This is a genomic window from Aminobacter sp. MSH1 (genome assembly GCF_003071665.1).
GTDB classification, from domain to species: domain Bacteria; phylum Pseudomonadota; class Alphaproteobacteria; order Rhizobiales; family Rhizobiaceae; genus Aminobacter; species Aminobacter niigataensis.
Window position 1 is genome coordinate 886,448 of sequence record NZ_CP026265.1, and the last position, 24,638, is coordinate 911,085.

The window sequence follows — 24,638 nt, forward strand, 5'->3', positions numbered from 1 at the left end:
GGTCAGACACCCTCGACCAGCATGATCTCGCCATCGGCGAATTGCTGGCGGATCGACTTGGCGTGCTGGTAGTCAGGCGAGAAGTAACAGTTGCGCGCGTCTTCCATCGAGGCGAACTCGATGATGACGTTGCGGGCGCGGCCGGGGCCTTCCACGGCTTCATGAGCGCCGCCGCGGGCGATGAACTTGGCGCCGAAACGTTCGAAGGCCGGTTTCGCGGCAGCGACATAGCCCTTGTAGCCCTCGGGGTCGCGCACGTCGACGCGTGCGATCCAGTAAGCCTTGGTCATCAATTTCCTCCCCGAAAAATGCTCAGGCCTGCGCCATTTCTTCGAGGATAGCCTGTGCCGCAGCCCGCCTGTCAACTGCGCCGACGATCGGCCGGGCGACGACGAGGTGGCTCGAGCCGTTGCGGATGGCGTCGGCAGGGGTAACGACGCGCTTCTGGTCGCCATGGTCGCTGCCCGCCGGGCGGATGCCGGGGGTAACGACCGCCATGTTTGGACCGACGATGCGACGCACCGCGGACGCCTCGCTGGCCGAGCAGACGATGCCGCCCATGCCCGCCTTGAGCGCCTGTTCGGCGCGGCGCAGCACCAGCGTGTGCGGGTCGTACTCGTAGCCCGCGTCGATCATGTCCTTTTCGTCCATCGAGGTCAGAACGGTGACCGCAAGCAGGCGCAGGTCGCTGCCCCTGGCCGCTTCCACCGCTGCCTTCATCGCCTTGGGATAGGCGTGCAGGGTCAGCATCGCCATGCCCATCTTGACGATGTTCTCGACGCCCTTGGCCACCGTGTTGTCGATGTCGAGCAGCTTCATGTCGAGGAACACCTTCTTGCCGTCGCTGGCAAGCTCTCGGGCGAAGTCGAGACCGCCGGCAAAGGCCAACTGGTAGCCGATCTTGAAGAAGGTGGCGGTGCCGTCGAGGTCGCGGACCACCTGTTCGGCGTCCTTCACACTGGGCACGTCGAGCCCGACGATCAGCCGGTCACGCATTGCTTCGATCTTCATGGCTCGGTCCTCGTTGACAGCAGTATCGCCCGCTGGATCAGTTCGCGGCACAGCCGCTCCATGCCCTTGCGCAGGCGTTCTTCGCGGAAATCGCCGTTCTCGTCGAAGGCCTGGCCGCCATGCGGCACCGAAACCTGCGGCGAGATCACGTCCATCTGGATGTGCGACAGCACGGAACGCAGATGGGTGGCGCTGCGGATGCCGGCGAAATGGCCGTCGGACGACGAGCAGATGGCCACCAGCTTGTCGGGGTAGGGCCGAAGCCGCGTGGTGCCGTCGCGGCTGACACGGCTGACCCAGTCGATGGCGTTCTTGAGCAGCGGCGGCATCGAGCCGTTATATTCAGGCGTGGCGATCAGCACGGCGTCATGCATGTCGATCAGGCGGGCGAGCTTCACGGCGTTTTCGGGTACGCCTTCGTGCTCCTCGAGATCCTCGTTCATCAACGGCAGCTCATAGTCGGCCAGCGAGATGCGGGTCACGTCGGCGCCCTGCAGCGCCAATTCCTTCTGGGCGCAGTCGGCGGTCCGGCCGCTATAGGCGCCCGTCCTGGTCGAACCGGCGAAGACGAGGATCCTGGGGATTATCGGCATCAACCATCCTGTTGCGCGCGTTTCCACGCGCGCTCAGTCTCATGGCTGCGGGTATAGAGCAAATCGGGCAAACGTGAAGCGGTTTTCGACCCGGATTTGCGCCGGAAAGGCAAGGTCAGTGCTTGCCGCGGCGATAGACCCAAAGCTGCGTCGGCGGGATGTTGCGGATGACGAAGTCGAAATGCTCGACCGTGTAGTTGCCCAGTCCCGGCGGGATCGGCGACTTCGGCCCGTAGGTGAGCTGGATCACCGGACGGCCGGCGGGAATGCGCTTGAGCAGGCCTTCGAGATAGGCGACGCGGCTGGCAACGGGGAAGTTGAGCAGCGGCACGCCCGAGATGACCGAATCGAAGACCAGCCCGCTCTTGTCGCCGAGCGTGGCATCGAGCGCGAAGGCGTCGCCCTCGATGACGTTGACGCCTGGAAAGTTGCGGCGCAGGTGCTGGACGAAATCGGCGGAGTATTCGACCGTGTAGAGGTCTTCCGGCTTCACGCCGTGGGCCAGGATCGCCTTGGTGATGACGCCGGTGCCGGGACCGACTTCGAGGACCGGCAGGCCCGATTTGGTGTCGATGACCGAGGCCATGCGCTTTGCGGTGAACGAGCTCGTCGGCACGATCGAGCCGACGGCTTTCGGCTTGTCGATCCAGCCCTTGAAGAACTTCAACTCGTCATCGAACTTGGCCGCAAGGGTTTTGCGCAATCCGGAACCGCGTGGCATCACTTTGATCTCCTCACCCCTGCTGCCGGAGAAATAACAGCAAAGTGGCTCAAGGCAAGCGGAAAGCTGGCTCAATTTACGTTACGGCAGAAACAATTCTCACTTGTCCCCGAAGGACTCGAAAAAGTCCTTCATGCGCGAGAAGAAGCCGCTCGATTGCGGCGAATTCTCGGTCGAGGACAGCTTTTCGAATTCTTCGAGCAGTTCGCGCTGGCGCCGCGTCAGGCTCTGCGGTGTCTCGACCGCTGTCTGGATGTAGAGATCGCCGATCTGCGGCTGGCGCAAGATCGGCATGCCCTTGCCCTTGAGCCGGAACTGGCGGCCGTTCTGGGTGCCTTCAGGCACCTTCACCCGCGTCTGGGTGCCGTCGAGCGTCGCCACCTCGAACGAGCCGCCCAGGGCGGCCGTGGTCATCGAGATCGGCACCTTGCAATAGAGGTCGGCGCCGTCGCGCTGGAAGAACTCATGCGGCTTGACCGACAGGAAGATGTAGAGGTCGCCCGACGGGCCGCCACGCAGGCCGGCTTCGCCCTCATTCGCAAGACGGATGCGGGTGCCGTCCTCGATGCCCGAGGGAATGTTGACCGACAGCGAACGCTCTTCGGTGACGCGGCCCTGGCCGGCGCACTTGCCGCACGGGTCCTTGATGGTCTGGCCGCGGCCCTGGCACTGCGGGCAGGTGCGTTCGATCGAGAAGAAGCCCTGGCTGGCGCGCACCTTGCCGTGGCCGGCGCACATCGAGCAGGTTACCGGCTGGGTGCCCGGCTTGGCGCCGGAGCCGGCGCATTCGGTGCACAGGATCGACGTCGGCACGCGGATTTGCGCGGTCTTGCCGGCAAAGGCCTCCTCGAGCGTGATCTCCATGTTGTAGCGCAGGTCGGCGCCGCGCTCGCGACCGTTTGAGGAGCGACGCCGGCCGCCGCCCATCATGTCGCCGAAGATGTCCTCGAAGATGTCGGCAAAGCCGCCCGAACCGAAACCGCCGCCGCCGCCATTGCCCATGCCGCCATTCTCGAAGGCGGCGTGGCCGAAGCGATCATAGGCGGCGCGCTTCTGCGGGTCCTTCAGCGTCTCGTAGGCTTCGTTGATTTCCTTGAACTTGTGCTCGCAGGCATCGTCGCCAGGATTGCGGTCGGGATGGAACTGCATGGCGAGCTTGCGGAAGGCCGACTTCAGCTCCTTCTCGTCAGCGCCCTTCTGGACGCCCAGCGTTTCGTAGAAATCAGCTTTCATATCTTCCCGCTGCCGGTTGCCCAATGTCTTGTGGCATTGTTTGCCGGTGTTCTGGCGACAGGCTTCGATTTAGTGAGCCTGAGGCCGCGATGCCAGAGTTTGCGCGGCTTTCGCCGCACTTTTTCGCTTCAGGTTGCAAAAAAGCCCGGCCAAACCGCCGGGCTTTCTTGTCAGAGCCTCGAAATGGGCACTTAAGCCGACTTCTTCTTGTCGTCGTTGTCGTCGATTTCCTCGAAATCGGCGTCGACGACGTCGCTGTCCTTGGCCGCGTCAGCCGCGGCATCGGATTCAGCCGCTTCCTTCTGCGACGCCTCGTACATCGCCTGGCCGAGCTTCATCGAAGCTTCGGCAAGCGTCTGCGACTTGGCATTGATCGCCTCGACGTCGTCGCTTTCGGTGGCGGTCCTGAGGGCGGTGATCGCATCGGAAATCGCGGTGCGGTCGGCCTCGGTGACCTTGTCGCCATAGTCCTTGAGCGACTTTTCGCTGCTGTTCAGCAGGCTTTCGGCCTGGTTGCGTGCCTCGACCAGCGCACGGCGCTTCTTGTCGGCGTCGGCATTCACCTCGGCGTCCTTGACCATCTTGTCGATGTCGGCGTCCGACAGGCCGCCAGATGCCTGGATGCGAATCTGGTGTTCCTTGCCGGTGCCCTTGTCCTTGGCCGAGACGTTGACGATGCCGTTGGCGTCGATGTCGAAGGTCACTTCGATCTGCGGCACGCCGCGCGGTGCGGGCGGAATGCCAACGAGGTCGAACTGGCCGAGCATCTTGTTGTCCTGCGCCATTTCACGCTCGCCCTGGAAGACGCGGATGGTCACCGCCGACTGAGAATCCTCAGCCGTCGAGAAGACCTGGCTCTTCTTGGTCGGAATCGTGGTGTTGCGCTCGATCAGGCGGGTGAACACGCCACCCAGCGTCTCGATGCCGAGCGACAGCGGGGTCACGTCGAGCAGCAGCACGTCCTTGACGTCGCCCTGCAGCACGCCGGCCTGGATGGCGGCACCAAGAGCAACCACCTCATCGGGGTTGACGCCCTTGTGCGGCTCCTTGCCGAAGAACTGCTTCACGATCTCCTGGATCTTGGGCATGCGGGTCATGCCGCCGACCAGGACCACTTCGTCGATCTCGCCAGCCTTGAGGCCGGCATCCTTGAGCGCAGCCTTGCACGGCTCGATCGTGCGCTGGACGAGGTCGTCGACCAGCTGCTCGAACTTGGCGCGCGACAGCTTCAGCGTCAGGTGCTTGGGGCCGGTCGCGTCAGCGGTGATGAAGGGCAGGTTGATTTCGGTCTGGGTCGTCGACGACAGCTCGATCTTGGCCTTTTCAGCAGCTTCCTTGAGGCGCTGCAGGGCCAGCTTGTCGTTCTTCAGGTCGATGCCCTGTTCCTTCTTGAACTCGGCCGCCAGGTACTCGACCAGGCGCATGTCGAAGTCTTCGCCGCCGAGGAAGGTGTCGCCGTTGGTCGACTTGACCTCGAACACGCCGTCGCCGATTTCGAGAACCGAGATATCGAAGGTGCCGCCGCCAAGGTCATAGACCGCAATGGTCTTGCCTTCGGTCTTGTCGAGACCATAGGCAAGGGCTGCCGCGGTCGGCTCGTTGATGATGCGCAGCACTTCGAGGCCGGCGATCTTGCCGGCGTCCTTGGTGGCCTGGCGCTGGGCGTCGTTGAAATAGGCCGGAACGGTGATGACGGCCTTTTCGACCTTCTCGCCGAGATAGGCTTCCGCCGTTTCCTTCATCTTCTGCAGGATCATTGCCGAGATCTGGCTGGGCGACTGCTTCTTGCCGCCGGCCTCGACCCAGGCGTCGCCATTGTCGCCATTGACGATCTCGTAGGGGACAAGCTTCTTGTCCTTCGCAGTGACCGGATCGTCATAGCGGCGGCCGATCAGGCGCTTGACCGCAAAGACGGTGTTTTCAGGATTGGTGACCGCCTGGCGCTTCGCCGGCTGGCCGACGAGACGCTCGCCGTCACCGCTGAAGGCGACGATGGAAGGGGTCGTGCGCGCGCCTTCCGCGTTCTCGATGACTTTCGCGTCCTTGCCGTCCATGACGGCGACGCAGGAATTGGTCGTTCCCAGGTCGATGCCGATAACTTTTGCCATTTTAAAGTCTTCTCTCCGCTAAGCAGGCTCTCTGGACCCATAAAGGCGTTCCGACGAAAGCCCCTGTTCACTCAGAATGCCGCTCCGGATACCGGTTTTCCGGGCCGAAGCGGTGTTGCGGCGTATATAAGAACAGGCTTCTGGCAGCGCAAGCGTTCTGCAAATTTCATGCGCCGGGACTCGGCAAAAGCCTGTGGCAAGCTCATATTTGGGGTATGAGCGAACCGCATTCCATCAACCTATTCGAGCATCGGCGCAACCGCACGCTGAATATGCTGCAAACCTGGCTGCTCGGGGCCGGCAGCCTGCTGCTGCTCGGCATCACGGCATGGGCCTTCGCCGGCAGCACCGGCCTGCTTTATGCGCTGATCTTCGGTGCCGTCTCGATGTGGGCGGTGCGGCGCATCAGCCCGCAAATGGTGCTGTCCATGTACAAGGCGCGTCAGGTCGGCGCCGCCGACTTTCCCGCCGGCTTCCGCATCGTGGAGGAGCTCGCCCGACGGGCCGAGCTACCGGCAGTCCCCAAGCTCTACGTCATCCCGTCCAAGATGATGAACGCGTTTGCCGTCGGCCGCCGCGACGATGCGGCCATCGCCGTCACCGACGCGCTCGCCCGCAACCTCACCCCGCGCGAGCTGGCCGGCGTCCTGGCCCACGAAATCAGCCACATCGCCCATGAAGACGTGAAGGTGATGGCCTTTGCCGACATGGTGTCGCGCTTCACCTCGTTCATGTCGACGGTCGGCCTGTTTTCGCTGTTCTTCAACCTGTTCGGCTTTGCCGGCGGTTTCCGCGCGCAGGTGCCGTGGCTGGCGGTGCTGGTGCTGCTGGCAGCCCCCACCGTCGGCGGCCTGCTGCAGATGGCGCTGTCGCGCACCCGCGAATTCGATGCCGACCTTGGCGCCGCGGTTTTGACCGGCGATCCCGATGGGCTGGCCTCGGCGCTGACCAAGCTCGAACGCGCACAAGGCAAGCTGTGGGAAAACATCATCCTGCCCAGCGGCCGCATTCCCGACCCTTCGGTTCTGCGCAGCCACCCACTGACCGCCGACCGCGTCGCCCGGCTGCGGGCGCTGAAGGGGGCGGAGGTCGCCGATGAACTTGCCGTCGCCGGCGCACCGGACCTGCCGCGCGCGCCACGGCCCTCGATGATCCCGAAGATCCGTGCGCATCCCGGCACTTACCTGCCGCATGGCGCGCGCGGCTTCATCAACGCCGCCAATACCGACTTCGCCGACGACACCCGGCCGGCCAGCGACATATCGATCAACCCGCCCGATGGCGGGCGCCCGCGCATCCGGGTGACGCGAGGCGGGGTGTGGTGGTGATTTTGGTGCCGGAAGCAGGGGAGAGAATTTCCACCGTTTTTGCGTTTTTTGAACATTAATCGCCACGCGGGAAGTCTTGCAACATCTCCTCAGTCGCGATTGGCTGTCACCATCTGTCAGCAGCCCGCGTGGATAGACCGTCCCCGTTTTTCCACCCCCTCTCCACCTCCCGTATCATTCACCTTGCGATCTTCCACGGGACCCCGGTGCGCACCGGGCAGCGGGAGGAAGCGCCGGTGCCGGGCTGGCAGGAGGTCGGTTCTCCTGCTGGGTGATGAGCCCCCAAGCCCGGGCCTTGCGGCGGCTGGCGGTGAAAGCCGAGGCGACTGAGCGGGGCAAGCAACCGGGCGGGGCGCGAACGTCGCGCCACATACTAATTATCGGAAGGCACGGCCTCGCGCCCCGCTTCCCGAACTACCTCCCGGCAAGGGAGCGCTCTTTGACAATGGTCAGGCGCGAAAGCGAGCGTGGCAAGGCGAGCACTTGCCTTCTCCCCTTGTGGGGTGAGGAGTGGTGGCCGAAGGCCAGGAAAAGCCAACGATTTGGCTTTTCCAACGACGAACGCCCGGAGCCATAGCGGAGGGCCGGGTGGCAGCCGAGCGAAGCGAGGTCGGATGAGGGGTGTTGGAAGGAGTGAGAGGGTGGAGAAATGGATGTCGTCGGGAGGTTCGGAAGTGTGGCACTCCGTCCAGCACCCCTCATCCGCCCCTTCGGGCACCTTCTCCCACAAGGGAGAAGGGAAGAGCGCCCTACCTCCGGCCCTTCGCCTTGGGCACTCCGCCACTGGCGGCGACCCAGACGACATGGCGGGCCCCGCCGCCCCTGGTGCTGGCCCGGACCTTGACCTCGTCGACGACGAAACCGCTCTCGTGCAAGCGCCGCGAAAACGACTTGTCCGGCCCTTGCGACCAGACCGTCAGCACGCCGCCCGGCTTCAGCGCGGTCTTCGCCGCATGCAGGCCGGCATAGTTGTAGAGGCTGTCATTGGCGTCGCGCGACAGGCCTTCGGGGCCGTTGTCGACATCGAGCAGGATGGCATCATACGCACCGGCGCCATCGCGGATCAGGCGACCGACATCGCCCTCCAGGATCTCGACGCGCGGGTCGTCGAGGCAGCCGCCGAATACCTCGGCCATCGGCCCGCGCGCCCAGGCGATCACCTCGGGCACCAGTTCGGCGACGACGATGCGGGCGTCCCTGCCGAGCAAGGCGAGCGCGGCGCGCAGGGTGAAGCCCATGCCGAGCCCGCCGATCAGGATCGTCGGCTTCGAACGGCCGCCGATGCGGTCGCAGGCCAGTTTCGCCAGCGCTTCCTCGGAGCCGCTCAGGCGGCTGTTCATCAGCTCGTTGGTACCGAGCATGATCGAGAACTCGGTGCCGCGCTGCTTGAGGCGCAGTTCGCCACCACCGGGAATCTTCGCGGTATCGAGTACGGTCCAGGGAATCATCGCACCAAGCTCGTCGAACAGGTCATGCCGTGCTCCCTAGCACACGGCCCGCCCTTGGTCACATCTCGACAAGCATACCGGATCCGGTGACTACACAGCCTCCCAGCCGTCATGCTCGCCGGCGCGGAAGATGGCGTCGATGACCTTCTGGTTGAGCACCGACTCCTCCAGCGAAAAGACATGGTCGGAACCGCCTTGTGCTGCGCGCACGAAGGCCTCGACCTCGAGCCGGTACTGCTTGGCGCCGGAGAAATGGAACACCGTCGTTTCATTGTGGCCGGCATTGTGCAGCTCGACGCGCTCCTGCTCGTAAAGCCCGGCATTGAAGGGGGAGCGCACCTCGATGAAGCCCTTGTCGCCGTGGAAGACCATCAGCTGGCGGTTGGCAAGCTGGGTCGAGAGGTAGAAGGACAGCTCGAACCCGCCGAAGTCGGCGCGTACGCTGGAATAGATGTCGGTGCCGAATTTCGGGTCGCGCTCGATGCTGGCCTGGACGCGCAGCGGCTCCTTGCCGGTCGAAAACCGCGTCGACACGGTCGGATAGACCCCGATGTCGGGCAAGGCGCCGCCGCCAAGGTCGAGCTGGTTGCGCATGTTGTTGGGGTCGACGTTGAAATAGGAAAACGCGCCCTGGACATGCCTGAGCTTGCCGATGGCGCCCGACGCGATCAGGTCGCGCACCTTGAGCCATTGCGGATGGTAGGTGACCATGAAGGCTTCGGAGACGATGACCTTGTTGCGCTTGCGGATCTCGATCAGCGGCGCGATGTCGGCCGCGTTCAGCGCCAGCGGCTTTTCGACCAGCACATGCTTGCCGGCCTCGGCGGCCTTCGCCGCCCATTCGAGATGCTGAGAGGTCGGCAGCGGAATGTAGACGCCGTCGACTGCGTCCGAAGCCAGCAGCTCGTCATAGGAGCCGAAGGCATGGGGTGCGCCGAAACGGTCGGCCAGCGCGCGGGCCTTGGCGACATCACGGCTGGCGATCGCAGCGACCACGCCGTTGGTGGAATCGGCGATCGCCGGCAGCAGCTGCTCGCGGCCGATCTTGGCTGTCGAAAGTACGCCCCAGCGAAACATCTGACCTCTCCCGAAATGGACTGCGCGCCAGCCCGGCCGCGTGGCCGAGCTTGGCGGAAGCAGCAGCGAAATGCCAGAGGTTTCAGGCGACGGCGCTCAGCCGCGGCGGCCGCTGAACTCCATGTCGAAGGCGACGATGTTGGAATAGATCGGCGTGCCGACATCCATCTGGTAGCGCGACCGGAACACCTTGCCGCTGACATGAAAGCGGATCTGCCCACCCTTCATGCCCTGCAGCTCGACGGCGAACTTTTCGGAGAAGGTGTGGCCGCGCGCCGTCAGTTGTCCGGTGATGACGGCCGAATTGTCGCCGGTGCGCTGCACCGACGTCGAGCGGAAGGTGATCTGGCGCGAATTGGCGACGTCGAAGACAGCGTCCGACTTCAGGAAGGCATCGATGCGGCCCTGGCCGGTGCCGACGCTGTCGGGGAAGATGGTCAGGTCGACGCGCGAACGGCCGATATCGCCGCCATCGATGCGGATCGTGCCCTTGAACTGGCCAAAGGCGCCGTTCAGCCCGCCACCGCCGATCTTGCCGATGGCAAAGCGGATGCTCGAACCGTTGTTGGAAATGGCATACCGGCCGGCGGCATCCGACAGCGCCACCGCCGAGGCGGTGCTGTCGACCAGGCCGAAGGCAACGAGGGCTGCTACGCCAAGAACACGCAAAGACATGTCACCATACTCCCTGAGGGCACGGCCCATATGAGCCGCGCACCGACACCAACGAATCGGCCTCGGCTGCTATTCCGGCTTTCGCGCCCGTCTTGCGATAAAGGGCGAAATCATCCTGACCAACACGACATCGCGCAGCCAGAAATGATGCCTGAACGCCGCGAAAATGTGCAACACGACCAATGCGATGGCGGCATAGGCAAGCCATTTGTGACCGAAGATCCAGAAGTCCTCGGCCTGCTCGGAGACGCCGAGCGGCAGATGCGGCATGACGAATAGCTTGAACGGCATCGATGGGATTTCGAGCACCGAGACGGAAACCAGCACCCAACCCGACAACGGCACCACAAGCTGCGCCGCATAGAGCAGGAAGTGCACCGAGGGAGCCGCCAGCCGCTCCAGCGGCCCGACCTCTTCGGGCAGTTCCGGAGTCAGATTGGCGAGCCGCCAGCCGATGCGGATCAACACCAGCCCGAGCAGCAGGAAGCCGAAGGATTTGTGCAGCTGGATCAGCTCAAAGGCGGTGCGCTGGCTGACAATGCGGACCATCGTCCAGCCCAGCGCGAACTGGCCGATGAAGATCAGCCCGATCAGCCAATGAAGGATGATGGCGGCCCAGCCGTAGCGGGTTGTCGTGTTGCGCAGCATCGCTGGCTTCAACGTGCGGGACGGGCGAATGTTTCCCGGCAACGAGAAAGGCCGGGCGCGAGGCCCGGCCTTTTGTTCGTATTTGGCTACCCGGAGGTCAGCTGCGCAGCGCGCCGCCGGTCTGCTTCTTGACGTTCTCGACGATACGGGCCGCGAGCGCCTCGAAATCCTGGTCGGTCAGCGTCTTTTCGACCGGCTGGATCGACACCTCGATGGCGACCGACTTCTTGCCTTCGCCGAGCAACGCGCCTTCGAAGATGTCGAACACCGACACAGCAGTGATCAGCTTCTTGTCGGCAGCGAGTGCCGCGCGGGTCAGGGTGCCGGCCTCGACGGCCTTGTCGACGACAAAGGCGAAGTCGCGCTTGACCGCCTGGAAGGCCGACAGATCGAGCCTCGGCTTGGTCTTGGTCGGCTTGGCCTTGGGCTCGGGCACGGCGTCGACGTAGACCTCGAAGCCGCAGAGCGGACCCGACACGTCGAGGCCTTCGAGCGTCCTCGGATGGAACTCGCCGAAGGTGCCGAGCACGACCTTGGGGCCGAGCTTGATGACGCCGGAACGGCCGGGGTGGTACCACTCAGGCGCGCCGGTTTCGATCTGCAGCCGGTCGACGGGCGCGCCGCAGGCTTCGAGCGCGGCAATGGCATCGGCCTTGGCGTCGAACACGCCGACATTGCCCGCATTGCCCGACCAGTTGCGGCCCGAACCCTCGAGCTTGGCGGTGCCGCGGCGGACGCCGGCGGCGACGCGACGCTGGCCGTCGGCCGTGTCGCTCTCATAGGTGCCCGAGACTTCGAACAGCGCAACGTCGCCCAGGCCGCGGTCGGCGTTGCGTTGGGCCGCGGCGATCAGGCCCGGCAGCAGCGAAGGCCGCATGTCGGACATGTCGGCTGCAATCGGGTTCGACAGCTTGAGGCTTTGCTGGCCGCCGCCGAACAGCTCGGCGTGCTTCGCCGGGATGAACGACCAGGTGACGGCCTCCATCATGCCGCGCACGGCAAGCGCGCGGCGCGCCGAGCGGGTGCGGATCTGCAGCGTGGTCAGGATCTTGCCGTTGACGGCGTCATGGGCGCCCAGCGGCTGCGGCGCGATGTTGTCGACGCCGTGGATGCGCATGACCTCCTCGACCAGGTCGGCCTTGCCGTCGACATCGGGACGCCAGGACGGCACGGTGACATCGACGACGTCGCCGCTGCCGTTCACGCCGAAGCCGAGGCGGGTGAGGATGTCGAGGCTTTCGGCCTTCGGCACCTCGATGCCGGTCAGGCGCTTGATCTCCGAGAGCGGCAAGGAAACGACCTTGGCCTTGTGGCCGGCATAGCCGACAACATCGGTCTTCGTCGGCTGGCCGCCGCAGAGCTCCAGCACCAGCTTCGTCGCCAGCTCGACGCCGGGAACCATGAATTCAGGGTCGACGCCACGCTCGAAGCGGTAGCGCGCATCGGTGATGATGCCGAGCGTGCGGCCGGTGCGGGCCGTGGTGATCGGGTCCCAAAGCGCCGATTCGATCAGCACGTCGGTGGTGCTCTCATCGCAGCCGGAATGCTCGCCGCCCATGATACCGGCAATCGACTCGACGCCGTTGTCGTCAGCGATGACACACATCTCGGTGGTCGGGGCATATTCGCGGCCGTCGAGCGCCATGACCTTGTCGCCCTCGCGGCCACGGCGGACGACCAGATTGCCGGCGACCTTCCTGGCGTCGAAGACGTGCAGCGGGCGGCCGCGGTCGAAGGTGACGTAGTTGGTGATGTCGACCAGCGCGTTGATGGGGCGGAGGCCGATGGCGAGCAGGCGCTGCTGCATCCACTTGGGCGAGGGGCCGTTCTTGACGCCGCGCACAAGGCGCAGCGCGAAGCCGGGGCAGAGCTCGGGCGCCTCGATCGTCACCTTGACCGGGCATTCGCCTTCGCCTGCGACCGGCGCGACATCGCCGCCCTTGAGCGTGCCGAGGCCGGACGCCGCGAGATCGCGCGCAATGCCGTGGACGCTGGTGGCGTCGGGGCGGTTGGGCGTCAGGTTGATCTCGATCATCGGGTCGTCGAGATGAGCATAGGACGCAAAAGATGTGCCGACAGGCGCATCGGCCGGCAGGTCGATGATGCCGTTGTGCTCGTCCGACAGCTGCAGCTCGCGCTCGGAGCACATCATGCCGTGGCTTTCGACACCGCGGATTTTGCCGACCGACAGCGTGACGTCGATGCCGGGAACGTAGGCACCCGGAGCGGCGAAGGCACCGACCAGGCCGGCGCGCGCATTGGGCGCGCCGCAGACGACCTGCACCGGCTTGCCGTCGCCGGTGTCGACGCTCAGCACTTGCAGCTTGTCGGCGTCAGGATGACGCTCGGCCGTCAGCACCTTGGCGATGACGAAGGGCTTGAGCGCCGCCTTGTCGTCGACGGATTCGACTTCGAGGCCGATCGAGGTCAGCCGCTCGACGATCTGGTCAAGCGTGGCGTCGGTGTCGAGATGATCCTTGAGCCAGGAGAGGGTGAATTTCATGGGTTCACTCGTTTCGTGTCGTTGCGGTCGAGCACTTCCACCAAGCGGAACCGCTCACAAACCAAAATCATGTCAGGCGCATAACCGCCATTGCGGGCGAAATAGGCCTCGTGGGCCTCTCGCCAATAGTCGTAGGACAGGTCGCCCTCGCCTTCCGCGGCGGCAAAGGCGGCATCGACCTCGTCGAAGCGCTTGTGCTCGACCGATATCGTCTCGATGACCGCAGCGCGGCGGCCCTGGCCATCGAGCACGACATCGCGGCGGCCGACCTCGGGCACCGGCTCGGCGCCATCAAAATCGCGCAAGGCACCGCAGGTCGCGGTCTTGCGGCCCGACAACACCAGCGCCAGCAACTCGTCAGCCAGTTCGGGACTGTCGCCGAAAGCGAAGGTCACCGCACCGGCATATCGGTCGGCGGCGTCGATCATGCGCTCAGGCCACCGAACAAGGTCGGCATGTCGAGCGGGCGGAAGCCGTAGTGCTGGAGCCAGCGGACATCGGCGTCGAAGAAGGCGCGCAGGTCGGGCATGCCGTATTTCAGCATGGCGATGCGGTCGATGCCCATGCCCCAGGCGAAGCCCTGGTATTCGTCGGGATCGAGCCCGCCATGGCGCAGCACGTTCGGATGGACCATGCCGCAGCCGAGGATCTCCATCCAGTCGTTGCCCTCGCCGAAGCGCACTTCGCCGGGACGCGAGCGGTCGCACTGGATGTCGACCTCGAGGCTCGGCTCGGTGAACGGGAAGAAGGACGGGCGGAAGCGCATCTTGACGCTGGGCACCTCGAAGAACGCCTTGCAGAACTCCTCCAGCACCCACTTCATGTTGGCGATGTTGGCGGTCTTGTCGATCACCAGGCCCTCGACCTGATGGAACATCGGCGAGTGGGTGGCGTCCGAATCCTGGCGATAGGTCTTGCCCGGTATGACGATGCGGATCGGCGGCTTCTGCGTCTCCATGGTGCGGATCTGCACCGGCGAGGTGTGCGTGCGCAGAAGCTTGCGCTCGCCATTCTGGTCGGGCGGAAAGAAGAAGGTGTCGTGCATCTCGCGCGCCGGATGCCCCTCGGGGAAGTTCAGCGCGGTGAAATTGTAGTGGTCGGTCTCGACATCGGGACCTTCGGCGATGGCGAAGCCGAGATCGCCGAAGATCGCAGCGATCTCGTCGATGACCTGGCTGATCGGGTGGATACGGCCGCGCTCGGCTGGCGACTGGCGCACCGGCAAGGTGACGTCGACCTTTTCGGCGATCAGGCGTGCATTGATGGCAACGTCGCGCAGTTCGGTCTTGCGGGCGGACAGCGCATCGGTGACGCGGTTCTTGAGGCCGTTGATCGCCGGGCCCTTGGTCTGGCGCTCTTCGGCGCTCATCGCGCCGAGGGTCTTCAGCATCTCCGAGACCGAGCCCTTCTTGCCGAGGGCTGCGACGCGCACCGCCTCGATCGCCTGCTCGTCGGCGGCGGAAGCGATGTCGCTCAGCAGCGACTGTTCGAGAGTTTCAAGATCGCTCATGGTCCAGTTCCGTTGCGGCCCTAACGGCCCTTCGTTGCTGCAAAGAAAAACCCGCGCCAGCCGTGCCAGCGCGGGTTTCCCAAATCAAGTCAGTGATGCTTGGGAAGGCGCTGGTTAAGCAACAGCGCTTTCAAAAGCATTCGGGGTGGTGTTCTTGAGGTACTCAAGAGCAACCTTGGCCTTGGCCACGAGCGCGGCGAATGCCTGCGGCTCATAGATGGCCATGTCGGAGAGGATCTTGCGATCGATCTCGATGTTGGCCTTGTTCAGGCCATCGATGAAGCGGCCGTAGGTCAGGCCGTGCTCGCGAACCGCGGCGTTGATGCGCTGGACCCACAGGGCGCGGAAGTTGCGCTTGCGGTTCTTGCGGTCGCGGTAAGCGTACTGCTTCGACTTTTCCACCGCCTGCTTGGCAATGCGGATGGTGTTCTTGCGGCGGCCGTAGAAGCCCTTGGCAGCCTGCAGAACCTTCTTGTGCTTGGCGTGGGCGGTTACGCCCCTTTTTACACGTGCCATGTCATGATCTCCTTAAAACGCTATCCAGGCCGAGTGCTCAGAGGCCGTTCGGCAGAAAATTCTTGATGACCTTCTTGCCGTCCGGTTCAGCCAGAACCATCGTGCCACGGGCATCGCGAATGAACTTGTTGGAACGCTTGATCATGCCATGGCGCTTGCCGGCGGCAGCCGCCAGGACCTTGCCGGTCGCGGTGATCTTGAACCGCTTCTTGGCAGCGGATTTGGTCTTCATCTTGGGCATTTTGCTACTCCGTTCTTCAGGATCCCGTTGCACCCGAAAGCGCTGTCGAAATCCCTTCATGTTGTTGTTTTCAGGCCGACCAAAGCCCGAAAAGCAAATGAAACCGCCACGGCATGCCCTGCCGGGCGGTTCTGGGACGCGGCTATATACGCGGAAGTTTGGCGCAGTGCAACACCCTGAAAGGGGCGCAAGAGCAATGAATCCGCGGCCTCAGGGGAGGCGGAACAGCACCGGCAGAGCGCCGGTGACCTGGGCGTGGTCGATCAGCTCGAACACAGGAAGGGCCACCAGAAAGACGAGACCGTCGAGTAACGTGTTCAGCAACAGCTTCGGCTTGAAGCGGCCGGTGTCGCCCTCCTTGTAAAGGGAGATGTCGGGAACGAAGCGCGGAACCCGGGCGACATAGGCGGCGTATTCGGGGCCGAAGAGGTGTCCGAGGTGCTTTTCCTCGCGCAGGATGACGACGTGGAAGGCAAGGGCACACATGAGCGCAAAGCCGATGCTGACGACGATCGAGCCCATCTGCGCGCCGACGCCGGCGGCAGCCAGCGTCGAGAAGACATAGAGCGGATTGCGGGTCATCGAATAAGGTCCGCCGGTAACGATCTCGCCCGACTTGCGCCCCCCGATGTAGAGCGTGCACCAGAGCCTGCCGACGATGCCGAGGAAGATCATCAGGATGCCGGCCATTTCGACGACTTCATGGATCGTCGTGTCGGGCGGGAAGGAGGACTGGCCGAACAGCAACGCTGCGAACAGCGCCACGATCAACGCGGCAAGCACGATGCGGCGCCTGTGCTGGTAGCTGCCCAGGCCCTTGTATTCCGGCTCGCTCATTGCTTTCCACTCGCCAGCCGCTCGCTTGTGGCGAGTTTGTCGCTCGGCGCCTTGCAGGAGAAATGGCCTCGTTCCGGCAGGGCTGCCGGAACCCGCGGAGCGCTGCGCGCCCTTTCGGACGCGCAGAAACGCTCCGGCAGTGTCACGCCGTGAATTCCGAAAATCTGTGTCGATCTTCGAGCGGCTCGCACCATGCGTCAGCGCGGCGCGAGCACCATCATCATCTGGCGGCCTTCGAGCTTGGGCTCGGCCTCGACCTTGGCGATGGCCGCGGTCTCCTCACGGACCTTGTTGAGGAGCTGCATGCCGAGTTCCATGTGCGCCATCTCGCGGCCACGGAACCTGAGCGTCAGCTTGACCTTGTCGCCTTCCTCGAAGAAGCGGCGAACCGCCTTCATCTTGGTCTCGTAGTCGTGGTCGTCGATGTTCGGGCGCATCTTGATCTCTTTGATCTCGATGACCTTCTGGTTCTTGCGCGCCTCGGCCGCCTTCTTCTGGTTGGCGTATTTCAGCTTGCCGAGGTCAAGAATCTTGACGACGGGCGGCTGGGCGTTGGGGGAAATTTCTACGAGATCGAGGCCTGCCTCTTCGGCGGCCAGGAGTGCGTCGTTGATGGAAACATCGCCACGGTTGGAACCGTCGACGTCGATCAGCTGGACCCGGGGAACCCGGATGTCACGGTTAGCGCGCGGGCCGTCCTTGGTGGGTGCGGCTGCTTTAAAAGGTCTGCGAATGGTCGTTGTCTCCTCGAGCCATTGACGTTGTCATGTTTGCGGACGCGCCAATGTGGGGAGCGCGCGGGCGAAGTCAATAACACAGCACTCGCAACAAATCACCTGCTTCCGCACATGCGAACTGCCCCAAAAGAACGATTCTTGCGGCACTTTCCGCATCGGGCCGGCTGTGCCACAAGTCCGTGCCGAGGGGATTTGACATGACTGCCAGCACACCGGACTTCATCGAGGTCGACAACACCCGCATCGCCGTAAGGTATCAGGACGGTGCAGCACCCGGCGTTGTCTGGCTCGGCGGCTACAAATCGGACATGCTGGGAACCAAGGCGGAGACGCTGGCCACCTGGGCCGCAGGCGAGGGGCGCTCCTTCCTGCGCCACGACTATTCCGGCCATGGCGAAAGCGGCGGCGCCTTTGCCGACGGCACGATCTCGAAATGGCTGGCCGAGAGCCTCGCCGTCTTTCGAAAGTTCACCAAGGGGCCGCAGATGCTGGTCGGCTCGTCGATGGGCGCCTGGATTGCGCTCAGGATGAACGACGAACTCAACAAGGCAGGCGAGGGCGACCGCGTCGCCGGCCTCGTGCTTCTGGCACCGGCGCCCGACTTCACCGCAGAGCTGGTCGAACCGGCGCTGACCGAGGCGCAGTGGAAAGACCTCATCGAGAAGGGCTATTTCGAGGAGCCGTCGGAGTATTCGCCGGAGCCCTACATCTATACCCGCGCCCTGATCGAGGACGGCCGCCAAAACCTGGTCATGACCGGACCGATCCACACGCATTGCCCCGTCCACATCATTCAGGGCCTTGCCGATCCCGACGTGCCGCACAGCCACGCGCTGAAGCTTATGAGTCTTCTGCCCGCCGACGATGCGACGCTGTCGCTGGTGCCCAACGGCGACCACCGGCTGTCACGGCCCGAAGACCTCGATTTGTTGACCCGTGCGGTCGGCGAAATGATTATCCGGGCGGGCTGAACGCATGCGCATCTCGATCCCGATCTCGGCCTTCGTTGCGGCAATCGTCGGCTTCGGCGGCACGCTGGCGATCATCATCGCCGCCGCCGACGCCGTCGGCGCGACGCAGGTGCAGACGGCGAGTTGGGTGACCGCCATCTGCCTTGCCATGGCGCTGGAGACCGCATGGCTGTCGTGGCGGACGAAGATGCCTGTCATCACCGCCTGGTCGACGCCGGGTGCGGCACTGATCGCGGCGAGCAGCGGCTTCACCATCGGCGAGGCGGTCGGTGCCTTTCTCGTCACCGGCGTGCTTTTGGTGCTGACCGGACTGATCAAGCCGCTGACGCAGCTGATCTCGCGCATCCCGGCCTCAGTTGCTTCTGCCATGCTGGCCGGCATCGTCGTGACCTTCGCCATCAATGCGGCAAAGACCGTGCCGTCCGACCCATGGCTGATCCTGCCGCTGATTGCCGCGTTTTTCCTGATCAGGCTCTACAATCCGGCGCTGTCGGTTCTGGTGGTGCTGGTCGGCGGCGGGTTGGCGGCGTTCCTCACCGGCCGCGTCGGCGGGCTGCCGGCACCGGAACTGTCGACACTCACGCTGATCGCGCCCGAGTTCACCGCCACCGCCATCATCGGCCTGGCCGTGCCGCTCTATCTCGTCACCATGGCTTCGCAGAACCTTTCCGGCCTCGCCGTGCTGCGCGCCGCCGGCTACCATCCCGAGCCCGGCCCGCTAATCGGGGTGACCGGGCTGTTCTCGGTGCTGTCTGCGCCGTTCGGCGCCTCGACCACCAATCTCGCGGCAATCTCGGCGGCGATATGCACCGGCCCGGACGTGCATCCCGACATGAAGGAGCGCTGGAAGACGGGACCGTACTATGCGCTGGCCTATGTCGTCTTCGCCGCCTTCGGCGCCTCGCTGGTGGCGATCTTCGCGGTGCTGCCGCCGAGCCTGATCGTGCTGGTGGCGGGGCTGGCGCTGATGGCCTCGCTGGCCAATGCGCTGGCGATCGCGCTCAAGGACGAGCACCATCGCATGGCCGCGACGACGGCTTTCGTCGTCACAGCCTCGGGGCTGACGCTGCTCGGTGTCGGCTCAGCTTTCTGGGGACTGGTTGCCGGATTGGTCGTTCTGGTGCTGGAAAACTTGAAAAAGGGCTAGGATTCGCAAGGCCTTGTCCGGTTTTGCCCGGCACCGTCTTGAATCGCCATTTTTGTCTTCCCATCTCGATTCCAAGCAGCCGACCTGGCTGCCACCGATAGAAGGAACGGGAGACAGATGAACACGACTGCACTGATCCGTCCGGCCTGGACGCCGGCGACCATCGCATTGATGGTGATCGGCTTCATGGTGTTCTGGCCGCTCGGCCTCGCCATGCTTGCCTACATCATCTGGGGCGACCGGCTTGACGGTTTCAAGCGCGACGTAAACCGTGCGACCGACGGCGTCTTCGCCGGCTGCCGCCGGGCTTCCTACCGGGCCAGCGCCCAGACCGGCAACGTCGCCTTCGACGACTGGCGCGAGAAGGAACTCGAGCGCCTCAACGAAGAGCGCCGCAAGCTGGACGAGATGCGCGACGAGTTCGACACCTATGCCCGCGAACTGCGCCGGGCCAAGGACCAGGACGACTTCGACCGCTTCATGGCCAACCGCAACAAGCCGACCGCGCCCACGGTCACGCCCAAGAAGGGCGGCAAGTCAGGCCTGCTTGACGACTGAGGCCGCACCCACGCGATGAACGCCAACGGCGCCGTGCATGCGGCGCCGTTTTCTTTTGCTCCGATTTCCCTCGAATCATCTAGTCTCGCCCCATGTCCTTTGGCTTCTTCCGCAAGCTGACAAAACCAGCGCCTGCCCCCGTCCAGGAGCGGGATCATGTCGTCGCGGGCCGCACGCTGCCGCTCAGGATCGTCGAGAACGACCGGGCGCGGCGGCTGACGCTGCGCATCGACGCCGGCGGCCGCGGCCTGCGCATCACCGTGCCGCCCGGCCTGCGCCAGGGCGAGGTCGACCGGTTTCTCGACCGCCACCAGGGCTGGTTGGAACAGCGCCTCGCCAAGGTGCCCGACAGGCCGCAGGTGCGCCCGGGCATCAAGATCCCGATCCGCGGCACCCCGCATCTGATCGTCCACGAGGGCGGAACGCGCGGAACGGTGCGCCAGTCGCAGGACGAAAGCGGACCGACGCTTGTCGTTCATGGCGACCGCACGCATCTGGCGCGACGCGTCGCAGACTTCCTCAAGCGCGAAGCCAAGCGCGACATCGAGGCGATGGTGGCAAAGCACTGCGAGGCCGCCGGCCGCCGCGCCAAGGCGATCCGCTTCCGCGACACGTCGAGCCGCTGGGGCTCGTGCACCTCGGACGGAACCCTGTCGTTCTCATGGCGGATCATGATGGCGCCGGCGCCGGTGATCAACTACCTCGTCGCCCACGAGGTGGCGCATCTGCGCGAAATGAACCACGGCCCGAAATTCTGGAAGCTGTGCGAAGAGCTTTGCCCCGACACCGAGCGCTGCAAGGCCTGGCTCAAGCGCAATGGCGGTGCGCTGCAGGCGATACAGTTCGAATGAGCGGCTTACCCTCCCCCTAGTGGGGAGGGTCGACGCGAAGCGGCGGGGTGGGGTCAAAGGACGACTTGCTTATAACCGGCCGTACGCCTCACTACCCCCACCCCGGACCTGCGGTCCGACCCTCCCCACAAGGGGGAGGGTAAGGCATTCGCTCTTTTCCTCGACTTCGCCGCCTTTTCGTGCCACTCCCCAGCCATGGCTTTCGACATCAAAATCTGCGGCCTCAAGACCGATGAGGCGCTGGCAACTGCGCTCGACAATGGCGCGAGCCATGTCGGCTTCATCTTCTTCGCCAAGAGCCCGCGCAACGTGTCGCCCGAAGACGCCGGACGGCTGCGCGAGGCTGCGCGAGGCAGGGCCAAGGCGGTCGCCGTGACCGTCGATGCCGACGATGCCTTCCTCGACGAGATCGTCGCCGCCATGGCGCCCGACATGATCCAGCTGCACGGCAAGGAAAGCCCGGCGCGGGTGGCCGAGGTCAAGGCGCGCTACGGCCTGCCCGTGATGAAGGCTTTCTCCATTCGCGAGGCAGCCGATTTCGAGGCGATCGCACCTTATGCCGGTGTCGCCGACCGCCTGCTTTTCGACGCCAAACCGCCCGCCGGCTCCGAATTGCCCGGCGGCAACGGCGTCTCGTTCGACTGGCGGCTGCTCGCGGGCCTTGACGCCTCCGTCGATTACATGCTTTCGGGTGGGCTGAACGCCGTCAACATCGGCGACGCCATCAAGCTCGCAAACCCGCCCGGCATCGACATTTCCTCGGGCGTGGAAAGCGCACCGGGCGTCAAGGATGCGGCGCTTATCGAGAGTTTCTTCAGGGCCGTCAGGGCAGCTAGCGACCGCAGCGCCGCCTGATCGAGCCTCCAGCCGCAAGGAGATCGGCCGTGAACAAGCCGACTGAGCCCAATTCTTTCCGTACCGGACCCGACGAGCAGGGCATGTTCGGCATTTTCGGCGGACGGTTCGTTGCCGAAACGCTGATGCCGCTGATCCTCGAACTGCAGCGTCACTGGGACGAGGCCAAGAACGATCCGGCCTTCAAGGCGGAGCTGAACGACCTGTCGACCCATTATGCCGGGCGGCCCTCCAAGCTCTATTATGCCGAAGGCCTGACCCGGCATTTGGGCGGCGCGAAGATCTACTTCAAGCGCGAAGACCTCAACCACACCGGCTCGCACAAGATCAACAATTGCCTCGGCCAGATCCTGCTTGCCAAGCGCATGGGCAAGACCCGCATCATCGCCGAAACCGGCGCCGGCCAGCATGGCGTCGCATCGGCGACGGTCGCTGCCCGCTTCGGCTTCCCGTGCTTCGTCTACATGGGCGCCACCGACGTCGAGCGGCAGAAGCCCAACGTCTTCCGGATGAAGCTGCTCGGTGCCGAGGTTCGGCCCGTCAACGCCGGGCACGGCACGCTCAAGGACGCCATGAACGAGGCGCTGCGTGACTGGGTCACCAACGTGCACGACACCTATTACCTGATCGGCACGGCCGCCGGCCCGCACCCCTATCCGGAACTGGTCCGCGACTTCCAGTCGGTGATCGGCACCGAGGCGCGCACCCAGATCCTCGAACAGGAAGGGCGCCTGCCCGACGTGATCGTGGCCGCCGTCGGCGGCGGCTCGAATGCGATTGGCCTGTTCCACCCCTTCCTTGACGACCGCAGCGTCAAGATCGTCGGCATCGAAGCCGGCGGCCGCGGGCTCGACGGCATCGAGCACTGTGCCTCGATGAATGCCGGCAGCCCCGGCGTGCTGCACGGCAACCGCACCTATCTGTTGCAGAACGCCGACGGCCAGATCCTCGACGGTCATTCGATCTCGGCAGGCCTCGACTACCCCGGCGTCGGCCCCGAACATAGCTGGCTGCGCGACACCGGCCGCGTCGAATACGTGCCGATCCTCGACGACGAGGCGCTGGACGCGTTCCAGCTCACCACCAAGGTGGAAGGCATCATCCCGGCGCTGGAATCGGCCCATGCCATCGCGCATGCCGTCAAGGTCGCGCCGACCATGGGCAAGGACAAGGTGATGATCGTCAACCTGTCGGGCCGCGGCGACAAGGACGTGCATACGGTCGCACAAATGCTGGGCATGGAGATCTGATCATGACGACCCGCATCGACCGCCGCATGGCGAAGCTCAAGGCCGAAGGCCGTCCCGCGCTGGTGACCTATTTCATGGGCGGCGACCCCGACTACGAGACATCGTTGTCGATCATGAGGGCGCTGCCCAAGGCCGGCAGCGACATCATCGAGCTTGGCATGCCGTTTTCCGACCCGATGGCCGACGGCCCGGCGATCCAGGCCGCCGGCCTGCGCGCGCTGAAGGCCGGCCAGACGCTGGGCAAGACGCTTCAGATGGCGCGCGAGTTCCGCAAGGACGACAACGAGACGCCGATCGTCATGATGGGCTACTACAACCCGATCTACATCTATGGTGTCGACCGCTTTCTCGAGGATGCAATCGCCTCCGGCATCGACGGGCTGATCGTCGTTGACCTGCCGCCGGAGATGGATGCCGAACTGTGCATCCCCGCACTCAAGGCCGGCATCAACTTCATCCGCCTGGCGACCCCGACGACCGACGACAAGCGCCTGCCCAAGGTGCTCGAGAACACGTCCGGCTTCGTCTACTACGTGTCGATGACCGGCATCACCGGTTCGGCGCTGGCCGACACGAGCAAGGTGGCCGAAGCGGTGAAGCGCATCAAGGCCCATACCGACCTGCCGGTCTGCGTCGGCTTCGGCGTCAAGACCGCCGAGCAGGCGAAGACCATCGGCGCATCGGCCGACGGCGTGGTCGTCGGTACCGCGATCGTCAATGCGGTTGCCAATGTCATCGGGCCGAAGGGCGAGAAAACCGCCGATCCGGCCGAGGCTGTCGCAACGCTGGTCAACGGCTTGTCCCAGGGCATTCGTGCTGCACGCCTTGCTACCGCCCAATAAATACCCCATGTCCCCGGGACGAAGAGGACCGCTGTCATGAACTGGATTACCAACTACGTCCGCCCCAAGATCAACTCGATGCTGGGCCGCCGCGAGATACCCGACAATCTCTGGATCAAGGATCCCGAGAGCGGCGAGATGGTGTTCCACAAGGACCTTGAAGAGAACCAGTATGTGATCCCGTCGTCGGGCCATCACATGAAGATCTCGGCCAAGGAACGGCTGCGCTTCTTCTTCGACGACGGCCGCTACGACCCGATCGACAATCCGAAAGTCGTCACCGACCCGCTGAAGTTCCGCGACGAGAAACGCTATGTCGACCGCCTGAAGGATGCCAAGGCCAAGACCGGCATGGAAGACGCGATCCTGTCGGGATCCGGCAAGATCGAGGGCCTTCCCGTCGTCGTCACCGTGCAGGACTTCGCCTTCATGGGCGGTTCGCTCGGCATGGCGGCGGGCGACGCGATCATCCGCGCCTTCGAGGTCGCACTCGAGAAGAAGCGCCCGCTGATCTTGTTTGCCGCCTCGGGCGGCGCGCGCATGCAGGAAGGCATTTTGTCCTTGATGCAGCTCCCCAGGACGACGGTGGCGGTCGACCGGCTCAAGGAAGCAGGCCTGCCCTACATCGTGGTGCTGACCAACCCGACGACCGGCGGCGTGACCGCGTCCTATGCGATGCTGGGCGACGTGCATATCGCAGAACCCGGTGCGCTGATCGGCTTCGCCGGCCCGCGCGTCATCGAGCAGACGATCCGCGAGAAGCTGCCCGAAGGCTTCCAGCGCTCGGAATACCTGATGGACCACGGCATGGTCGACATGGTGGTGTCGCGGCTCGAGCTCAAGTCCACGATCGCCAACCTGCTCAAGATCCTGACCAAGGCGCCGGTTGCGGCCAAGACCACCGAGGCCGAGATCCTGCCGCCTGTCGTACCGGTTCCGGAACGACGCCCGCAGGCCTGACCACACAGACACGGCCCT

At 64.5% G+C, this 24,638-nt stretch carries 26 protein-coding genes; 9 read left to right on the forward strand and 17 right to left on the reverse strand.

Features of this window, described 5'->3' with window-relative positions; genetic code table 11:
- Positions 1–2 precede the first annotated feature (2 nt).
- From CO731_RS04330 to dnaK, 6 genes are all read right to left on the reverse strand, one after another.
- Positions 3–290 (reverse strand): DUF1330 domain-containing protein, encoded by a 288-nt coding sequence (locus CO731_RS04330; protein ID WP_108606101.1) that lies wholly within the window; start codon positions 288–290, stop codon positions 3–5.
- 22 nt (positions 291–312) lie between these two features.
- On the reverse strand, positions 313–1,011 hold the full coding sequence (gene pyrF, locus CO731_RS04335; RefSeq protein ID WP_108606102.1) for an orotidine-5'-phosphate decarboxylase: 699 nt from the start codon (positions 1,009–1,011) through the stop codon (positions 313–315).
- Positions 1,008–1,604: an NAD(P)H-dependent oxidoreductase gene (locus CO731_RS04340; protein ID WP_108606103.1), complete on the reverse strand. Its 597-nt coding sequence runs from the start codon at positions 1,602–1,604 to the stop codon at positions 1,008–1,010. The genes pyrF and CO731_RS04340 overlap by 4 nt, the downstream gene beginning before the upstream one ends.
- Before the next feature lie 115 nt (positions 1,605–1,719).
- Positions 1,720–2,325, reverse strand: coding sequence for a phospholipid N-methyltransferase PmtA (gene pmtA, locus CO731_RS04345; RefSeq protein WP_108606104.1), 606 nt, complete (start codon positions 2,323–2,325; stop codon positions 1,720–1,722).
- 99 nt (positions 2,326–2,424) lie between these two features.
- Entirely contained in the window at positions 2,425–3,558 is a 1,134-nt protein-coding gene (gene dnaJ / locus CO731_RS04350; RefSeq protein WP_108606105.1) for a molecular chaperone DnaJ, read from the reverse strand.
- A 191-nt stretch (positions 3,559–3,749) separates the two neighbouring features.
- Positions 3,750–5,666: a molecular chaperone DnaK gene (dnaK, locus tag CO731_RS04355; RefSeq protein ID WP_108606106.1), complete on the reverse strand. Its 1,917-nt coding sequence runs from the start codon at positions 5,664–5,666 to the stop codon at positions 3,750–3,752.
- 215 nt (positions 5,667–5,881) lie between these two features.
- On the opposite strand from dnaK, the gene CO731_RS04360 reads away from it, so the two are divergent.
- The gene (locus CO731_RS04360) at positions 5,882–6,994 is read left to right on the forward strand and encodes a zinc metalloprotease HtpX (protein WP_108606107.1); all 1,113 of its coding nucleotides are present in this window, start codon (positions 5,882–5,884) and stop codon (positions 6,992–6,994) included.
- 749 nt (positions 6,995–7,743) lie between these two features.
- On the opposite strand, the gene CO731_RS04370 is transcribed toward CO731_RS04360, so the two are convergent.
- The 11 genes from CO731_RS04370 to infC all read right to left on the reverse strand — a co-directional run bounded on the left by CO731_RS04370 (position 7,744) and on the right by infC (position 17,183).
- Positions 7,744–8,442 (reverse strand): spermidine synthase, encoded by a 699-nt coding sequence (locus CO731_RS04370; protein WP_108606108.1) that lies wholly within the window; start codon positions 8,440–8,442, stop codon positions 7,744–7,746.
- Between the two features lie 90 nt (positions 8,443–8,532).
- Entirely contained in the window at positions 8,533–9,519 is a 987-nt protein-coding gene (locus CO731_RS04375; protein ID WP_108606109.1) for a Gfo/Idh/MocA family oxidoreductase, read from the reverse strand.
- A gap of 96 nt (positions 9,520–9,615) precedes the next feature.
- On the reverse strand, positions 9,616–10,194 hold the full coding sequence (locus CO731_RS04380) for a YceI family protein (protein ID WP_108609619.1): 579 nt from the start codon (positions 10,192–10,194) through the stop codon (positions 9,616–9,618).
- A gap of 69 nt (positions 10,195–10,263) precedes the next feature.
- Positions 10,264–10,842 (reverse strand): cytochrome b, encoded by a 579-nt coding sequence (locus CO731_RS04385; protein WP_108606110.1) that lies wholly within the window; start codon positions 10,840–10,842, stop codon positions 10,264–10,266.
- 97 nt (positions 10,843–10,939) lie between these two features.
- Entirely contained in the window at positions 10,940–13,345 is a 2,406-nt protein-coding gene (pheT, locus tag CO731_RS04390) for a phenylalanine--tRNA ligase subunit beta (protein ID WP_108606111.1), read from the reverse strand.
- Positions 13,342–13,773 carry an ASCH domain-containing protein gene (locus CO731_RS04395; RefSeq protein ID WP_108606112.1) on the reverse strand — a complete coding sequence of 144 codons (432 nt, stop codon included), beginning with the start codon at positions 13,771–13,773 and terminating at the stop codon, positions 13,342–13,344. Before CO731_RS04395 ends, pheT begins: the two co-directional genes overlap by 4 nt.
- Positions 13,770–14,855, reverse strand: a complete 1,086-nt coding sequence (gene pheS, locus CO731_RS04400; RefSeq protein WP_108606113.1) for a phenylalanine--tRNA ligase subunit alpha — start codon at positions 14,853–14,855, stop codon at positions 13,770–13,772. Before pheS ends, CO731_RS04395 begins: the two co-directional genes overlap by 4 nt.
- A gap of 114 nt (positions 14,856–14,969) precedes the next feature.
- Positions 14,970–15,371: a 50S ribosomal protein L20 gene (gene rplT, locus CO731_RS04405; RefSeq protein WP_108606114.1), complete on the reverse strand. Its 402-nt coding sequence runs from the start codon at positions 15,369–15,371 to the stop codon at positions 14,970–14,972.
- A gap of 37 nt (positions 15,372–15,408) precedes the next feature.
- Complete coding sequence (gene rpmI / locus CO731_RS04410) at positions 15,409–15,612, reverse strand: 50S ribosomal protein L35 (RefSeq protein WP_055981974.1); 204 nt, start codon at positions 15,610–15,612, stop codon at positions 15,409–15,411.
- A gap of 210 nt (positions 15,613–15,822) precedes the next feature.
- Complete coding sequence (locus tag CO731_RS04415) at positions 15,823–16,449, reverse strand: isoprenylcysteine carboxylmethyltransferase family protein (protein WP_108606115.1); 627 nt, start codon at positions 16,447–16,449, stop codon at positions 15,823–15,825.
- A gap of 197 nt (positions 16,450–16,646) precedes the next feature.
- On the reverse strand, positions 16,647–17,183 hold the full coding sequence (infC, locus tag CO731_RS04420; protein WP_082496743.1) for a translation initiation factor IF-3: 537 nt from the start codon (positions 17,181–17,183) through the stop codon (positions 16,647–16,649).
- 200 nt (positions 17,184–17,383) lie between these two features.
- Between infC and CO731_RS04425 the strand changes: the two genes are divergently transcribed.
- The 8 genes from CO731_RS04425 (at position 17,384) to accD (ending at position 24,620) form a co-directional block, all read left to right on the forward strand.
- Positions 17,384–18,157 carry an alpha/beta hydrolase gene (locus tag CO731_RS04425; RefSeq protein WP_108606116.1) on the forward strand — a complete coding sequence of 258 codons (774 nt, stop codon included), beginning with the start codon at positions 17,384–17,386 and terminating at the stop codon, positions 18,155–18,157.
- A 4-nt stretch (positions 18,158–18,161) separates the two neighbouring features.
- Positions 18,162–19,304 (forward strand): benzoate/H(+) symporter BenE family transporter, encoded by a 1,143-nt coding sequence (locus CO731_RS04430; protein WP_108606117.1) that lies wholly within the window; start codon positions 18,162–18,164, stop codon positions 19,302–19,304.
- Positions 19,305–19,421: 117 nt separating this feature from the next.
- The gene (locus CO731_RS04435) at positions 19,422–19,862 is read left to right on the forward strand and encodes a DUF2852 domain-containing protein (protein ID WP_108606118.1); all 441 of its coding nucleotides are present in this window, start codon (positions 19,422–19,424) and stop codon (positions 19,860–19,862) included.
- A 92-nt stretch (positions 19,863–19,954) separates the two neighbouring features.
- The gene (locus CO731_RS04440; protein WP_108606119.1) at positions 19,955–20,713 is read left to right on the forward strand and encodes a M48 family metallopeptidase; all 759 of its coding nucleotides are present in this window, start codon (positions 19,955–19,957) and stop codon (positions 20,711–20,713) included.
- Between the two features lie 195 nt (positions 20,714–20,908).
- On the forward strand, positions 20,909–21,568 hold the full coding sequence (locus CO731_RS04445; RefSeq protein WP_108606120.1) for a phosphoribosylanthranilate isomerase: 660 nt from the start codon (positions 20,909–20,911) through the stop codon (positions 21,566–21,568).
- A gap of 29 nt (positions 21,569–21,597) precedes the next feature.
- Entirely contained in the window at positions 21,598–22,818 is a 1,221-nt protein-coding gene (gene trpB, locus CO731_RS04450; protein WP_108606121.1) for a tryptophan synthase subunit beta, read from the forward strand.
- A gap of 2 nt (positions 22,819–22,820) precedes the next feature.
- On the forward strand, positions 22,821–23,660 hold the full coding sequence (gene trpA, locus CO731_RS04455; RefSeq protein WP_108606122.1) for a tryptophan synthase subunit alpha: 840 nt from the start codon (positions 22,821–22,823) through the stop codon (positions 23,658–23,660).
- A 36-nt stretch (positions 23,661–23,696) separates the two neighbouring features.
- On the forward strand, positions 23,697–24,620 hold the full coding sequence (gene accD / locus CO731_RS04460) for an acetyl-CoA carboxylase, carboxyltransferase subunit beta (RefSeq protein WP_108606123.1): 924 nt from the start codon (positions 23,697–23,699) through the stop codon (positions 24,618–24,620).
- Positions 24,621–24,638: the final 18 nt, after the last annotated feature.